Origin of the sequence: Pseudomonas sp. AKS31, from assembly GCF_023634765.1 — a bacterium.
Taxonomy (GTDB): Bacteria; Pseudomonadota; Gammaproteobacteria; order Pseudomonadales; family Pseudomonadaceae; genus Aquipseudomonas.
The window spans coordinates 775,789-789,732 of sequence record NZ_JAMLFX010000001.1 but is presented as its reverse complement, the minus strand read 5'-3'; the positions used below and the strand labels follow the sequence as shown (position 1 = coordinate 789,732).

General features: G+C 58.8%; 16 protein-coding genes. 7 read left to right on the top strand and 9 right to left on the bottom strand.

Annotated features, from left to right (window positions below):
* Window positions 1-4: 4 nt before the first annotated feature.
* A complete protein-coding gene (gene dapA, locus M9827_RS03560; RefSeq protein ID WP_093438308.1) occupies window positions 5-883 on the bottom strand; it encodes a 4-hydroxy-tetrahydrodipicolinate synthase in 879 nt (292 codons plus the stop codon).
* Window positions 884-1,213: 330 nt separating this feature from the next.
* Here dapA and M9827_RS03555 point away from each other — a divergent pair, with 330 nt between their 5' ends.
* Both M9827_RS03555 and M9827_RS03550 read left to right on the top strand, forming a co-directional pair.
* A complete protein-coding gene (locus M9827_RS03555; protein WP_034153153.1) occupies window positions 1,214-1,774 on the top strand; it encodes a glycine cleavage system transcriptional repressor in 561 nt (186 codons plus the stop codon).
* Window positions 1,775-1,784: 10 nt separating this feature from the next.
* Entirely contained in the window at window positions 1,785-2,258 is a 474-nt protein-coding gene (locus M9827_RS03550) for a peroxiredoxin (protein ID WP_250603524.1), read from the top strand.
* 124 nt (window positions 2,259-2,382) lie between these two features.
* Here the strand turns inward: M9827_RS03550 and M9827_RS03545 are convergent, their stop codons facing one another.
* Window positions 2,383-3,453, bottom strand: a complete 1,071-nt coding sequence (locus M9827_RS03545) for an AI-2E family transporter (RefSeq protein WP_250603523.1) — start codon at window positions 3,451-3,453, stop codon at window positions 2,383-2,385.
* A gap of 30 nt (window positions 3,454-3,483) precedes the next feature.
* Entirely contained in the window at window positions 3,484-3,723 is a 240-nt protein-coding gene (locus M9827_RS03540; RefSeq protein ID WP_007911399.1) for a sulfurtransferase TusA family protein, read from the bottom strand.
* A gap of 98 nt (window positions 3,724-3,821) precedes the next feature.
* Here M9827_RS03540 and M9827_RS03535 point away from each other — a divergent pair, with 98 nt between their 5' ends.
* Entirely contained in the window at window positions 3,822-5,255 is a 1,434-nt protein-coding gene (locus M9827_RS03535; protein WP_250603521.1) for a M48 family metalloprotease, read from the top strand.
* Between the two features lie 82 nt (window positions 5,256-5,337).
* Here M9827_RS03535 and M9827_RS03530 read toward each other — a convergent pair whose 3' ends face one another.
* Window positions 5,338-6,771 (bottom strand): DegQ family serine endoprotease, encoded by a 1,434-nt coding sequence (locus tag M9827_RS03530; protein WP_250603519.1) that lies wholly within the window; start codon window positions 6,769-6,771, stop codon window positions 5,338-5,340.
* A 34-nt stretch (window positions 6,772-6,805) separates the two neighbouring features.
* Between M9827_RS03530 and M9827_RS03525 the strand changes: the two genes are divergently transcribed.
* A complete protein-coding gene (locus M9827_RS03525) occupies window positions 6,806-6,967 on the top strand; it encodes a hypothetical protein (RefSeq protein ID WP_007911405.1) in 162 nt (53 codons plus the stop codon).
* Window positions 6,968-6,981: 14 nt separating this feature from the next.
* Here M9827_RS03525 and M9827_RS03520 read toward each other — a convergent pair whose 3' ends face one another.
* Genes M9827_RS03520 through rpoE form a run of 3 tightly spaced genes read right to left on the bottom strand, consistent with a single transcriptional unit; the run spans window position 6,982 to window position 9,155 of the window.
* The gene (locus tag M9827_RS03520) at window positions 6,982-7,947 is read right to left on the bottom strand and encodes a MucB/RseB C-terminal domain-containing protein (RefSeq protein WP_250603517.1); all 966 of its coding nucleotides are present in this window, start codon (window positions 7,945-7,947) and stop codon (window positions 6,982-6,984) included.
* Between the two features lie 8 nt (window positions 7,948-7,955).
* Window positions 7,956-8,543 carry a sigma-E factor negative regulatory protein gene (locus M9827_RS03515; protein WP_034153146.1) on the bottom strand — a complete coding sequence of 196 codons (588 nt, stop codon included), beginning with the start codon at window positions 8,541-8,543 and terminating at the stop codon, window positions 7,956-7,958.
* Window positions 8,544-8,573: 30 nt separating this feature from the next.
* Complete coding sequence (rpoE, locus tag M9827_RS03510) at window positions 8,574-9,155, bottom strand: RNA polymerase sigma factor RpoE/AlgU (protein ID WP_003172477.1); 582 nt, start codon at window positions 9,153-9,155, stop codon at window positions 8,574-8,576.
* A gap of 558 nt (window positions 9,156-9,713) precedes the next feature.
* Here rpoE and nadB point away from each other — a divergent pair.
* A complete protein-coding gene (gene nadB, locus M9827_RS03505; RefSeq protein ID WP_250603515.1) occupies window positions 9,714-11,330 on the top strand; it encodes an L-aspartate oxidase in 1,617 nt (538 codons plus the stop codon).
* Here nadB and M9827_RS03500 read toward each other — a convergent pair.
* Complete coding sequence (locus tag M9827_RS03500; protein WP_250603514.1) at window positions 11,299-11,751, bottom strand: protein YgfX; 453 nt, start codon at window positions 11,749-11,751, stop codon at window positions 11,299-11,301. The genes nadB and M9827_RS03500 overlap by 32 nt on opposite strands.
* Window positions 11,735-11,989, bottom strand: a complete 255-nt coding sequence (locus tag M9827_RS03495) for an FAD assembly factor SdhE (RefSeq protein WP_095049216.1) — start codon at window positions 11,987-11,989, stop codon at window positions 11,735-11,737. The genes M9827_RS03500 and M9827_RS03495 overlap by 17 nt, the downstream gene beginning before the upstream one ends.
* A gap of 150 nt (window positions 11,990-12,139) precedes the next feature.
* On the opposite strand from M9827_RS03495, the gene ygfZ reads away from it, so the two are divergent.
* Together ygfZ and M9827_RS03485 are read left to right on the top strand one after the other, a co-directional pair.
* Window positions 12,140-13,081: a CAF17-like 4Fe-4S cluster assembly/insertion protein YgfZ gene (gene ygfZ / locus M9827_RS03490; protein WP_250603512.1), complete on the top strand. Its 942-nt coding sequence runs from the start codon at window positions 12,140-12,142 to the stop codon at window positions 13,079-13,081.
* A gap of 35 nt (window positions 13,082-13,116) precedes the next feature.
* Window positions 13,117-13,938: an HDOD domain-containing protein gene (locus M9827_RS03485; RefSeq protein WP_250603510.1), complete on the top strand. Its 822-nt coding sequence runs from the start codon at window positions 13,117-13,119 to the stop codon at window positions 13,936-13,938.
* Window positions 13,939-13,944: the final 6 nt, after the last annotated feature.

Below are 13,944 nucleotides of genomic sequence, written 5' to 3'. Positions count from 1 at the left end.
TCAATTAAACCAGGACGCTGCACTGGCGCAGGGCCGAGCGGAGCGTTTCGTGACAAGGTGTGCTCAGCCAGGTCAGTGGCAGGCGGATGCCTTCGTGCATCAGGCCCATTTCTACCAAAGCCCACTTCACCGGAATCGGGTTGGCTTCAATGAACAGGTCTTTGTGCAGCGGCATCAGTTTTTCGTTGATGGCCCGTGCGGTGTCGGCGTCGCCCTTGAGCGCAGCCTCGCACAGGTCGGCCATTTCGCGCGGAGCGACGTTGGCGGTTACCGAGATGTTGCCTTTGCCGCCCAGCAGGATCAGCTCAACGGCGGTCGGATCATCGCCAGACAGCACGATGAAGTCCTTGCTCACACCATCGATGATCGCTTTGGCGCGTTTCAGGTCGCCGGTGGCTTCCTTGATACCGATGATGTTCGGCACGGTGGACAGGCGAATCACGGTCTCGGCCTGCATGTCGCAAGACGTGCGGCCAGGAACGTTGTAGAGAATCTGCGGAATGTCGACCGCTTCAGCGATGTGCTTGAAGTGCTGGTACAGACCTTCCTGAGTCGGCTTGTTGTAATACGGAACCACCAGCAGGCAGGCATCGGCACCGGCTTCCTTGGCATTGCGGGTCAGCTCGACAGCTTCGCGTGTCGAGTTGGCGCCAGTGCCGGCGATGACCGGAATGCGTCCGGCAACCTGTTTGACCACGGCTTTGATGACGGCGATATGTTCTTCTACATCAAGGGTTGCCGATTCGCCGGTAGTACCGACCGCGACAATGGCATGGGTGCCGTTCTTGAGATGGAAGTCCACGAGTTTGCTGAGGCTGTCCCAGTCAAGACGCCCTTGTGCATCCATGGGAGTGACCAGTGCCACCATACTGCCCGCAATCATGAAACCGCTCCTGCCGGAAAAAGAGAGCGGTAATGGTACTGGCGCCAAGATGCTTGCACAAGCGAAGTACTGCGCTGCCGCCATTCCCCTTGGCGCCGCTTTTCGCTACCCTTCAGACTTTGATCGGTACTGATCAGCTTGTACGCCGGGTTCCAGCCTCCCTTTACGGCCTCCCAGACCCCGTTCCTGCGTCGCATCGACGCGCTCCCGCCATAGTGGAGCGAGCCGCGAGCGCTTGCCGGGCCTCTTTGTACGGACAGCCAGAACAGGCACTCCCCGGTGGCCAACGCCCGTAAACCTACCGACCGCTCATCGCTTTAGGAATGCTGCATGTCCACCCCCACAGTTCGCGAACAATTCCTTGTCATCAGTGCCCTCGGCGCCAACCCCATGGAGCTGACCAACGTCCTGTGCCGCGCCAGCCATGAAAATCGCTGCGCCGTGGTTACTTCGCGCCTGACTCGCCACGGCGAGTGCAGCGCTTTGGTCCTCGAGGTCTCCGGCAGCTGGGACGCCCTCGCCCGCCTGGAAGGCAGTCTGCCGGGCCTGGCCAAGAAACACGCTTTCACCGCCAACGTGGTGCGCAGCGCGCCGCTGGAAAATCGTCCGCAGGCCCTGCCGTATGTGGCGTATGTCAGCTCGGCGTATCGCCCGGACATCATCAATGAGCTGTGCCAGTTCTTCATGGATCACAACGTCGAACTGGAAAACCTGACCTGCGACACGTACCAGGCGCCGCAGACCGGTGGCACCATGCTCAACGCCACGTTTACCGTGACCCTGCCAGCCGGCACCCAGATCAGTTGGCTGCGCGACCAGTTCCTCGACTTCTCCGACGCGATGAACCTGGACGCACTGATCGAGCCTTGGCGCCCACAGAACCCAATGTAAGGAAGCTTTCATGGCCGTTGTCATCGACCAACCGGTTGCCGATTTCGAAGCACCTGCCACCAGCGGGCAGACTGTCAGCCTGTCCGCCCTCAAGGGCAAACAAGTGGTGATCTATTTCTACCCTAAGGACAGCACCCCGGGTTGCACCACTGAAGGTCAGGGCTTTCGTGATCAGTACGGCGCATTCAAGGCCGCCAATACCGAGATTTTCGGTATCTCCCGCGACAGCCTGAAGTCCCACGAGAACTTCAAGTGCAAGCAGGAGTTTCCGTTCGAGCTGATCAGCGACAAGGACGAGGCCGTTTGCCAACTGTTCGACGTGATCAAGTTGAAGAAGCTCTACGGCAAGGAATACCTGGGCGTTGATCGCAGCACATTCCTGATTGATAAGGACGGTGTGCTGCGTCAGGAATGGCGCGGCGTGAAAGTGCCGGGGCATGTGGATGCGGTTCTGGCAGCCGCTCAGGATCTGAATAAAGCCTGATGTTTCGCTGACGCCATCGCTGGCAAGCCAGCTCCCACAGGTTTTGTGTGCACCGAAAACCCTGTTGGGAACTGGCTTGCCAGCGATGAGGCCCTGAGCCACAACGAATAATGCTGATCAGTCACTAAAGCAGCGGCGAAACTTCGGGCTCCTTGCGCGGCCACGCATCGAGCACAGCCTTGAACAGCGTCGCCAACGGGATCGCAAAGAACACGCCCCAGAATCCCCACAACCCGCCAAACAACAGCACCGCGCAGATGATTGCCACCGGGTGCAGATTGACCGCCTCCGAGAACAGCAGCGGCACCAGCACGTTGCCATCCAGTGTCTGAATGATCCCGTACACCGCCATCAGATAGATGAACTGGTCGCTCCAGCCCCACTGGAACAGCGCAATCAGCGTCACCGGCACGGTCACCACCACCGCGCCCACATACGGCACCACCACCGATATACCGACCAGCAATGCCAGCAGCGCCGCATAGTTGAGTCCGAGGGTGACAAACGCGATGTAGGTCACGCCGCCGCAAATCACGATTTCAATGACCTTGCCGCGGATGTAGTTGGCGATCTGCCGGTTCATCTCCTGCGCAACCCGAGTGATCAGCGCGCGCTCACGCGGCAGGTAGCCACGCACCCACTCGCCGATCATGACCCGGTCCTTGAGAAAGAAGAACACCAGAATCGGCACCAGCACCAGATAGATCATGATGTTCACCAGCAGCGGCAGACTCGACAGCGAGAATGTCAGCGCCCACTGGCCGAACTTGCCGATCTCGCCACGCGCCGCTTCGATCGCCTGCAACACTTGCTCATCGGATACCAGGTGCGGATAGCGCTCCGGTAACAGCAACAGCAGCGACTGCCATTTGGCGAGCATGCCTGGCAGCTCGTTGAACAGCGTGATCAACTGATGCCAGAGCAACGGCAGCACCACGACGATAAAAAGCAGCAGCACGCCCATGAACAGCGCGAACACCAACCCTACCGCCACGCCACCCGGCACGCGCATACGTTCCAGCGTGACCACCAGGCCCTGCATCAGATACGCCAGCACCATCCCCGCCAACACCGGCGCGAGCATGCCGCCGAGCGTGAGCACGGCTGTGAAGGCGAGAAACAGCAGCACCGCCAGCACCACCGCTTCTTCGTCGGAGAAGTAGCGCTGAATCCAGTCGCGTAACACTTTGAACATCAATAATCCTTAGATTTAACGCTGTCGGTTTCAGGCCTTTTTCAACCAGTAACGGTAGACGCCTGCTTCGTCTTCTTCGCGCAGCAGCGTATGACCGGCCAACTTGGCAAAGGTGCGGAAGTCGCGCTGTGAGCCCGCGTCGGTCGCGATGACCTTGAGGACTGCGCCACTCTGGAGCTTGTTGAGTTCCATTTTTGCCTTGAGCAACGGCAACGGACAATTCAGGCCACTGGCGTCCAGTTCCACGTCATGGGCTACAGCGTCAGTCATTGCGTCACTCCGGTTCAGGTCGTCGAGCTGCCTAGAATATCTGGTCGCAGCTCCGGTGTCCGGCTACAGTAAGGTCTTTGTCTTCTAAGGCTTTGTGCATGACTTTTCTGCGCCCTACCCTGCTGACGCTCGCTTGCCTGCTCGCCTCACCAGGCTTTGCCGACGATCTGCCGTCACTCGGCGACGCCAGTTCTGCCATTGTCTCGCCGCAACAGGAATACCAGCTCGGCCGCGCGTGGCTGGCCATGTTGCGTAGCCAGGTTTCCCAGCTTAACGACCCACAGCTCAAGGATTACGTCGAGTCCAGCGTCTATAAGCTAGTAGAAACCAGTCAGGTCAGTGACCGGCGTCTTGAGTTCATCCTGATCAACAGCCCGCAGCTCAACGCCTTCGCGGCGCCGGGTGGCGTGGTCGGGGTCAATGGTGGCTTGTTCCTCAATGCGCAGACCGAGGGTGAATACGCTTCGGTACTGGCGCACGAATTGGCGCACTTGTCGCAACGCCACTTTGCTCGCGGTGTAGAGGCCTCGCAGCGGATGCAGGTGCCGATGATGGCCGCGCTGTTGGCCGGGATCGTCATTGCGGCGGCCGGTGGCGGCGATGCCGGTATTGCGACCATCGCCGGTACGCAGGCAGCGGCTATTCAGTCGCAACGCACCTTTTCCCGCCAGAACGAACAGGAAGCCGACCGCATCGGCATCCTCAATCTGGAAAAGGCCGGGTATGACCCGCGCTCGATGCCGACCATGTTCGAACGCCTGATGCGTCAATATCGTTTCGATGCCAAGCCGCCGGAATTCCTGCTGACTCACCCGGTGACAGAATCGCGTATTGCCGACACCCGCAACCGTGCCGAGCAGGCCAAACCGGGCGGCATTGAAGATTCCAAGCGCTATCAGTTGATCCGCGCGCGCGTGCAGTTGATCTACGAAGAAACCCCAGGCCTGGGCGCCAAGCGCTTCCGCGCGCAGCTGGATGAAAACCCGAAAAACGATGTGGCGCGCTACGGTCTGGCGATTGCCCAGATCAAGGGCGGTCAGTTGAATGAGGCCCGCGAGAATCTCAAGCAACTGTTGGCCACCTCGCCGAACGAAATCATCTACAACCTCGCTCAGGTCGATCTCGACATCACCAATAATCGTTTGCCCGACGCGCAATCGCGGGTTGACCGGATGCTCACGCAATATCCGGGCAACTACCCGTTGAATCAGGTGCGCGTCGATCTGCTGCTGAAACAGAATCGCGCTGCCGATGCCGAAAAAGCGCTGGAAGCGTTGCTCAAATCACGCCCGGATGATCCGGATGTCTGGTATCAGGTCGCCGAAACCCGTGGTTTGTCGGGGAACATCATTGGTCTGCACCAGGCACGCGCCGAGTATTTCGCCTTGGTTGGCGATTATCGCCAGGCGATCCAGCAACTCGATTTCGCCAAGCGCAAGGCGGGCAGCAACTTCCCGTTGTCGTCGCGTATCGATGCTCGCCAGCGTGAGCTGATGGAGCAGGAACGCATGATCAAGGACATGATGGGCTAAGCCTCAAGCCATCCAGACAAAAGCTTCAGGCATAAAAAAACCGCCTCTTTCGAGGCGGTTTCTTTTTTACCTTGGCGCTGGATTATTCAGCCAGTTTGAAGGTGATGAAGCTGGCACGACCTTGACGCAGAACGCGCATCGACACCGAACGGTTCTTCGGCAGCGCCTTGGCGATCTCGCCGAACTCCTTGCTGGAGCCAATAGCCTGGTTGTTCAGATGGGTGATCACGTCACCTGGCTGCAGACCAATCAGCGCCGCAGGACCGTCCTGCACTTCCTTGATCACCACACCACCTTTGAGGTCGTAGGTTTTCTTCTGCTCGGCGGTCAGCTCGCCCACCGACACTCCGAGGCGGTTGCTGGTGCTTTCAGTACCGGACTTCGGCAGCGCATCCAGCTCTTTGTCTTCGTCCGGGATCGCGCCGACGGTCAGTTCGACATTCTTGCGTTTGCCTTCACGAATCACTTCCAGATTGGCTTTGGCGCCAGCTTTCAGTGCGCCGACCAGATGTGGCAGGTCAGCCGACATGACGATCGGCTGGCCGTTCATGCTCAGGATCACGTCACCGACTTGCAGGCCACCCTTCGCGGCCGGGCCGTCATCCTGAATCTGTGCAACCAGCGCGCCGGCCGGTTTATCCAGACCGAACGACTCGGCCAGATCCTTGTTCACTTCCTGGATGACCACGCCCAGCCAGCCACGGCTGACCTTGCCACCGGTCTTCAGCTGATTGGACACATCCATCGCCACGTCGATCGGGATCGCGAACGACACGCCCATGAAGCCGCCCGAACGGGTGTAGATCTGCGAGTTGATGCCGACCACTTCGCCGTTCAGGTTGAACAGAGGGCCACCGGAGTTGCCCGGATTGATCGGCACGTCGGTCTGAATGAACGGCACGTAGTTTTCGTTTGGCAGGCTACGGCCCACGGCACTGACGATGCCTTGGGTCACGGTGTGGTCGAAGCCGAACGGCGAACCGATAGCGACGACCCACTGGCCGGCTTTCAGGTCCTGGGATTTGCCAAGCTTCAATACCGGCAGATCCTTGCCTTCGATTTTCAGCAGCGCCACGTCGGAACGTGGGTCGGTGCCGATCAGCTTGGCTTTCATTTCGCTGCGGTCGGCGAGGCGGACGAGGATTTCGTCGGCATCGGCGATCACGTGGTTGTTGGTGAGGATGTAGCCATCCGAGGAGATGATGAAGCCCGAACCCAGCGACTGCGCTTCACGCTGACGACCGCCACCGCCCGGCGAACGCTGCTGAGGCGGCATGCCACGTTCGAAGAACTCGCGCAGCATCGGCGGCAGGCCCTCCAGATCAGGCATCTGCTGGTTCACTTTGCGATCCGGCAGTTTCTGCGTGGTACTGATGTTCACCACGGCTGGCGAAGCTTGTTCGACCAATTGGGTGAAGTCAGGCAGATCGGCTGCTTGCGCCGCAGGCACCGCCTGACCGAGCAACAGCACAGTGGCGAAGATGGAGAGATAGGATTTCAAACTTGGTATCGACATACAGCTCCCGTTACGACGAGCAGGGTTAAGCGATATGGAGCAAGGAACACCGGAAACCACCGACCGGCATTTTTGTTCCGGCAACAACAAACAAGGCCAGAGCCGTGAGGCACTGACCTATAAAAAATTTTCGGGTTATTTGCAAATGAAAATGCTCAGCAAACATTTCATCTACGTCTCGACGAAGAAGTGGTAATGACTGAAATCAGCTCACTGCTTGCTGGTTGCAGTGCCATCAGTATTACGCATCGACAGAGCAATTCGTTCGGCGGTGCCAATCGGGATTTCGCCAACCACCGTGACCATCATTTCGCCATCGGGCGTGGTCAGGCGACGGGAAACAGCCACGGTCGGACCGAGTTGAGTGCGGGTATCGGTAACCGTCGCACCGTTCAACGGCTCGAGGAACACCGAGAAACGCGCCAGCCCGTCGTCATACATCAGGCTGTTGACCTGAGTCTTGGTCTCCGGATCTCTGTGCGAGGTACTGCTGGTCAGTTCAAAACCCGGCGGCAGCCAGTCTGAATGCCAGACTTGAGCGGTCTTGACCGCCGAAGCCTTGTCACTGTCGAGCGTTATCGCTTTACAGTCGGCATCAGCCTGCAAATCTTTGTCCGACGGTACTTCGTCAGTATCGAGACTGGTGAACTGGAAGCGTTCGAGCAACTGCCCTTTGTCATTCAGCAGCAAAGACTTCAGCGGCAAGCCGGTTTTCTTGTCCAGATGCAATTCAAAACCGTACCGATGCTGATCGCGAGGCGTCAGCGATACGATCACTGCGTCTCGCCCAGCCACGCGCGACTTGCCGATGACGGCAAGGTCATACCAGTTTTTCAGCTTTTTCGGATCGAGAGGACGAGCGGCCGAGTTGGGGGAATCCCCCAGACCGGCAATCAGGGTGCCGCTGACGCATTGAGTGTGTCCATCAATGCGCACGACTTCCTGCGCCGAACCGTCGAGCTGGAGTAAACGCTCACGGACTTGGCCATTCTGGACGCGATGCCAGATGTTATGGGTAGAGAAGCTACCGTTACGCTCGTAAACGAATGTGCCGTGAAAGCTTTGCTGCTGCTCGGCTTGGCCCAGACGGGTCAACCAGTCCTGGGCCTCGTCAGCGTGGGCTGGAACTATGAACCAGCCACTGAGCAGAAGCGAAAGTAGAGGTATGGCGCGCATGATCCTCCTTAACGGTTTTCCAGACTTGCTGCACGTGCGTATGGCAACGCGCTTTCAGTGCCTTTCAATGCAGCCTGTTGGGCGTGCTGGCGCAAGTACCCTGGCAGACGCTGATCGTGCCAGCCTGGCTGACCTTGCAGAACGCCGTTAGCCATAGGGCCAGTCGCTTCCGAACTCTCGCTGTAGCCTGCCAGAACAGCCGGGCCTTTGACCTGTGGGGTGGCCAGGGTTGGCTGATTGGATTGCTGAGCCAGCTCAACACCGGCGATTTCATCCTGGTTGTACAGACGAACACCAGCCAGAACGGCAACAGTCACCGAGGCTGCAACAGCCAGACGGCCGAGGTTGCGCCATGGGCTGCGAGATACTTTGGCCGGGGCCGTTTCGTCTTCCAGTGCAGCAGACACTGCCGCAGCGATATCCAGACGTGGAAGCAGCAGATCCTTGTGCATGGCTGCCCGAGCGATCTGGTAACGAGCCCAAGTCTCACGGGTATCAACATCATCCAGTGCATTGAGCACTCGACGCAATTCCAGTTCGTCCGCTTCGTTATCCATCACTGCGGACAGCGATTCCTGCAGGGCTTCACGACTCATGGCGTTCCTCTCTTGGCTGTCGCCGCTGTCTCAGTTTTCCTGCAACAACGGCTGCAGGGCTTTATCGATGGCCTCCCGAGCGCGGAAAATCCGGGAGCGCACGGTACCCACCGGACATTGCATGACGCTCGCAATGTCCTCGTAACTCAGACCATCGAACTCACGTAAAGTTAAAGCTGTACGTAAATCTTCTGGCAGTTGCTGGATGGTTCGATGGACGGTGCCTTCGATCTCATCCCGCAGCAGTGCACGTTCTGGTGACTCGAGATCCTTGAGGCCGTGATCGCCATCGTAGAACTCTGCATCTTCGGAACTTACATCGCTATCCGGCGGCCGGCGGCCGCGTGAAACCAGGTAATTCTTCGCCGTGTTAATGGCAATACGGTACAGCCACGTATAAAACGCACTGTCGCCGCGAAAGTTTCCAAGTGCTCGATACGCCTTGATAAAGGCTTCCTGAGCCACGTCCTGGGCTTCATGGGTGTCGTGCACGAAACGCACGATCAACCCGAGAATCTTGTGCTGATACTTCAGCACCAACAGATCGAAAGCTCGCTTGTCGCCGCGTTGAACGCGCTCGACCAGCTGCTGATCCTCTTCCTGGGTTAGCATGAACACTCCTCGATAAGCCCGAAGGAGACTTGCATAACTAAACGACCAGACTTGCAAACATAGACTCGGGCTTTTCGCAAAAGTTCTCCCCCTCCAGGCAAGTTTCCTGCGAGCTCTGATTTGGCACGCACGAAAAACGCAGCTCGGGATAAACCGGCTGCGCGAATAATCTTGTCATCGGTTTCGCCGGCAGGAATCCAACCGCAGATTCCGCACTGAAGCCGACACTGTCCCTTATCTCTGGCACCGACTATTGATCTTGGGCCTTTGGCAAAAGTTCCAATTATTTATAGCCGTCGCCACCCGACATTTGGCAACCCTGTGCAGAAAAAGTCTGTTTCAGCACCGATACAGTCGCCTTTTCCCCCAACGGGTGAAAAAAACTTCCGACGAAGCACACGGTTTTTTCGGTCACAGTAGTTTCACAATGCCATATCGGCCCGGCTATTGTGCCGCTCCCCCCCTCTATATACTAGTGGGCTGTGTGGCTGTCTTGACTCGCCGATCCAGCTGTCTTGCACCACCCCCGACCCGGGTCGCTTTGAGCGGAATCCTGTAATGAGCCAACAATTCCAACATGATGTTCTGGTCATAGGCAGCGGTGCTGCCGGTTTGAGTCTCGCGCTGACCCTGCCGGGTCATTTGCGCATTGCCGTATTGAGCAAAGGCGATCTCGCCAACGGTTCCACCTATTGGGCCCAGGGCGGGGTCGCTGCCGTGCTGGATGACACCGACACTGTCGAATCCCACGTCGATGACACCCTCAACGCAGGCGGAGGCCTGTGCCATGAAGACGCTGTGCGTTTCACCGTCGAGCACAGCCGCGAAGCCATTCAGTGGCTGATTGATCAAGGCGTGCCCTTCACCCGCGACGATCAGTCCGGCACTGAAGACGGCGGGTTTGAATTCCACCTGACCCGTGAAGGCGGCCACAGTCACCGCCGCATCATCCATGCGGCCGATGCCACCGGTGCGGCCATCTTCAAAACCCTGCTGGCCCAGGCCAAAGAGCGTTCGAACATCGAACTGCTGGAGCAGCGGGTTGCCGTCGATCTGATCACCGAACGGCGCTTGGGCATGGAAGGCGAACGCTGCCTCGGCGCCTATGTACTCAATCGCAAAACCGGCGAAGTCGACACCTACGGCGCACGCTTCGTGATTCTGGCCTCGGGCGGTGCCGCCAAGGTCTACCTCTATACGAGTAACCCCGACGGCGCTTGCGGTGATGGCATCGCCATGGCCTGGCGTTCGGGCTGCCGCGTGGCGAACCTGGAGTTCAACCAGTTCCACCCGACCTGCCTGTATCACCCGCAGGCCAAGAGTTTTCTCATTACCGAAGCCCTGCGCGGCGAAGGCGCCCATTTGAAGCTGCCCAATGGCGAACGCTTCATGTCCCGCTTCGACAAGCGCGCCGAGCTGGCACCGCGCGACATCGTCGCCCGAGCCATCGACCATGAAATGAAGCGTCTGGGGGTCGATTGCGTCTATCTCGACATCAGCCACAAACCCGAAGCATTCATTAAAAGTCACTTTCCGACTGTTTATGAGCGCTGCCTGGGCTTCGGCATCGATATCACCAAGCAGCCGATCCCGGTCGTGCCGGCCGCGCATTACACCTGTGGCGGCGTGATGGTCGATCAGAACGGTCGCACTGATGTGCCCGGTCTGTACGCCATCGGTGAAACCAGCTTCACCGGCCTGCACGGCGCCAACCGTATGGCCAGTAATTCACTGCTCGAATGTTTCGTCTATGCCCGCTCCGCAGCAGCCGACATCCTCGCGCAACTGGACCATGTCACCGCCCCAAACGCCCTGCCCGTCTGGGACGCCAGCCAGGTCACCGACTCGGACGAGGACGTGATCATCGCGCACAACTGGGATGAATTGCGGCGTTTCATGTGGGACTACGTCGGCATCGTGCGCACCAACAAGCGCCTGCAACGGGCACAGCACCGCGTGCGCCTGCTGCTGGACGAAATCGACGAGTTCTACAGCAACTATAAGGTCAGTCGCGATCTGATCGAACTGCGCAACCTGGCGCAAGTCGCCGAACTGATGATCTGCTCAGCCATGGAGCGCAAGGAAAGTCGCGGCCTGCATTACACCCTCGACTATCCCGATCTGTTGCCCGAGGCGCTCGACACTATTCTGGTGCCGCCCACCTACGTCGGCTGAACTTGAGCCGTACTCGCAGGCGTCGGTGCAGATCCGCCGCCTGCGAGTCCCGTGGCACACAGATCGATCGGACCTGCCATTCGCCACGCAATCTGAACCTCAGCACCACAATCAGCGGAAGCGCGAGACTGTCCGGGCGCAGCTGTACCGCCTGCCATCCGTCCGCCTGATTCCACAACTGCCAGCCATCGGCGTCGCGGCGCAATCCGCGAAACGCCTTGGGATGACTCAGCAGAATCTGCCGAGGCAGCACCCAAATTCCGTGAAGCAGGCAAGCGAAAGCGCCGAGCAGACTGGCCCAGAGTGGAATAGAAAGCAGAAACAAGGAGCCCATTGCGAACGCCTGGGCCAACAGATACGCCGCCAGCAGCTGCCGTGAGGCATGCCAGCGGCATTCAAACGTATTACTTGGGCTGGACACGGTCCAGGATCATGCGAACCATGCGCTGCAGTTCCGGATCTTCAGACTCGCTGCGCTCCATGAACCAACCGAACATGTCCTGATCCTCGCACTCCAACAGGCGAACATACAACGCACGATCCACCTCGTTTAGATCGGCATAAACCTCTTTCACGAATGGCACCAGCAACACGTCAAGCTCAAGCATGCCGCGACGGCTGTGCCAAAAGAGGCGATTCAGTTCAACTTGTTCGACCATGGAGCCCTCCTCAAATTTGGCGGCAAGTATACAGCGCCGAGGCGGGTCGCACAGTCGGCTTTGGTCGGGCACCACCGATCCTTTATCAACTACCCATTTCACCAACGCGCCCTTATGATGTGCCCCAGTCTATTTACCCTGCGAAGACCCATGGCCGATTCTGCTTTTTTCTGCACCCTGTCTCATGAAGGCGTTCTCGCGGTTCGCGGCGCGGATGCCGGAAAATTCCTGCAAGGCCAGTTGACCTGCAATCTCAATTACCTGAGCGACAATCGCGCCAGCCTCGGCGCCCGTTGCACACAGAAGGGCCGGATGCAGTCGAGCTTCCGCATTCTGCTCGAAGGTGACGGTGTAGTCCTGGCAATGGCCAGCGAGCTGCTCGAGCCGCAACTGGCGGACCTGAAAAAGTACGCGGTGTTCTCCAAATCGAAACTGACCGACGAAAGCGCCGCTTGGGTGCGCTTCGGTCTGGAGCTCGGCGACAGTGCCTTGGCCAGCCTAGGTCTGGACCTGCCCGCGGAAACCGACAGCGTTGCACGTCACGAAGGCCTGATCGCGATTCGCGTCTCGCCCTATCGCGCCGAACTCTGGGCCCCGGCCGATCAGGCTGACGCGATCAAAGCCAAAGTGTCCGCTGCCCTGCCTGAAACCGAGCTGAATCAATGGCTGCTGGGCCAGATCCGCGCCGGTATCGGCCAGGTCATGCCAAGCACCCGCGAGCTGTTCATCCCGCAGATGCTCAACCTGCAGGCCGTCGGCGGCGTGAGTTTCAAGAAAGGCTGCTACACCGGCCAGGAAATCGTTGCGCGCATGCAGTACCTGGGCAAACTCAAACGGCGACTGTATCGCTTGAGCCTGGACGCTGCTGATTTGCCGGAGCCTGGCACACAATTGTTCGCGCCAAGCCACAACAGCGCCATCGGCGAAGTGGTGCTGGCCGCCAAGGCCGGGCAAAACATTGAACTCCTGGCGGTGCTGCAGGCCGAAGCTGCCGAAGCGGGCGATCTGCACGTGGGTTCTCTCGAAGGCCCGGCGCTGCACCTGCTCGACCTGCCTTACGAACTGGATCGCGACCGCGAAATCCAGCGCTGACCGCAGCATTTGTTGCAACACCCTAGAGAGTTTAAATGAGCGAACTGGCGGAAAAAGTCCAACAGGATTTGGTTGCGGCCATCGATAACGATGACCTGGTTCTGCCCACGTTGCCGGAAGTGGCCCTGCAGATTCGCAAGGCCGCGGAAGACCCGGAGATCAGCGTCAGTGACCTGAGCAAAATGATCGGCCGTGACACGGCGCTGTCGGCGCGCCTGATCAAAGTGGTCAACAGCCCGCTGCTGCGCGCCGCTCAGGAAGTCACCGACCTGCACACCGCCATCACCCGTCTGGGTATCAACTACAGCAGCAACCTGGCCATCGGTCTGGTGATGGAGCAGATCTTCCACGCCCGCTCCGAGGTGGTCGAGCAGAAGATGCGCGAGGTCTGGCGCAAGAGTCTGGAAATTGCCGGGGTCAGTTACGCGTTGTGCCGCCGCTACACACAACTCAAACCCGACCAGGCGGCCCTCGGCGGGCTGGTGCATCAGATCGGTGTGCTGCCGATTCTGACCTACGCCGAAGATCACTATGAACTGCTGTCGGATCCGGTCAGCCTGAACCATGTGATCGACCATATTCACCCGTTGCTCGGCGACAAGCTGCTACGGGTCTGGGAGTTTCCGGAGCGGTTGGTGGAGCTGCCGGGGCTGTATCAGGATTTCAAACGCGACTCGGCGGACATCGATTATGTTGATCTGGTGCAAGTGGCAAGCCTGTATTGCCACAAGGGCACTGATCATCCGTTTGCGCGAATTGATCCGCTGACTGTACCGGCGTTCAGAAAGCTCGGGATTGATCCGGAGAACAAAGCGCTGTGCGAAGACCTGGAAGAGTCGCGGACGATGTTTTACTGATACGAG

Coding starts and splice junctions, on each gene's coding strand:
- dapA (WP_093438308.1), bottom strand. CDS start 883: ATGATTGCGGGCAGTATGGTGGCACTGGTCACTCCCATGGATGCACAA.
- M9827_RS03555 (WP_034153153.1), top strand. CDS start 1,214: ATGTCCACCCCCACAGTTCGCGAACAATTCCTTGTCATCAGTGCCCTC.
- M9827_RS03550 (WP_250603524.1), top strand. CDS start 1,785: ATGGCCGTTGTCATCGACCAACCGGTTGCCGATTTCGAAGCACCTGCC.
- M9827_RS03545 (WP_250603523.1), bottom strand. CDS start 3,453: ATGTTCAAAGTGTTACGCGACTGGATTCAGCGCTACTTCTCCGACGAA.
- M9827_RS03540 (WP_007911399.1), bottom strand. CDS start 3,723: ATGACTGACGCTGTAGCCCATGACGTGGAACTGGACGCCAGTGGCCTG.
- M9827_RS03535 (WP_250603521.1), top strand. CDS start 3,822: ATGACTTTTCTGCGCCCTACCCTGCTGACGCTCGCTTGCCTGCTCGCC.
- M9827_RS03530 (WP_250603519.1), bottom strand. CDS start 6,771: ATGTCGATACCAAGTTTGAAATCCTATCTCTCCATCTTCGCCACTGTG.
- M9827_RS03525 (WP_007911405.1), top strand. CDS start 6,806: ATGGAGCAAGGAACACCGGAAACCACCGACCGGCATTTTTGTTCCGGC.
- M9827_RS03520 (WP_250603517.1), bottom strand. CDS start 7,947: ATGCGCGCCATACCTCTACTTTCGCTTCTGCTCAGTGGCTGGTTCATA.
- M9827_RS03515 (WP_034153146.1), bottom strand. CDS start 8,543: ATGAGTCGTGAAGCCCTGCAGGAATCGCTGTCCGCAGTGATGGATAAC.
- rpoE (WP_003172477.1), bottom strand. CDS start 9,155: ATGCTAACCCAGGAAGAGGATCAGCAGCTGGTCGAGCGCGTTCAACGC.
- nadB (WP_250603515.1), top strand. CDS start 9,714: ATGAGCCAACAATTCCAACATGATGTTCTGGTCATAGGCAGCGGTGCT.
- M9827_RS03495 (WP_095049216.1), bottom strand. CDS start 11,989: ATGGTCGAACAAGTTGAACTGAATCGCCTCTTTTGGCACAGCCGTCGC.
- ygfZ (WP_250603512.1), top strand. CDS start 12,140: ATGGCCGATTCTGCTTTTTTCTGCACCCTGTCTCATGAAGGCGTTCTC.
- M9827_RS03485 (WP_250603510.1), top strand. CDS start 13,117: ATGAGCGAACTGGCGGAAAAAGTCCAACAGGATTTGGTTGCGGCCATC.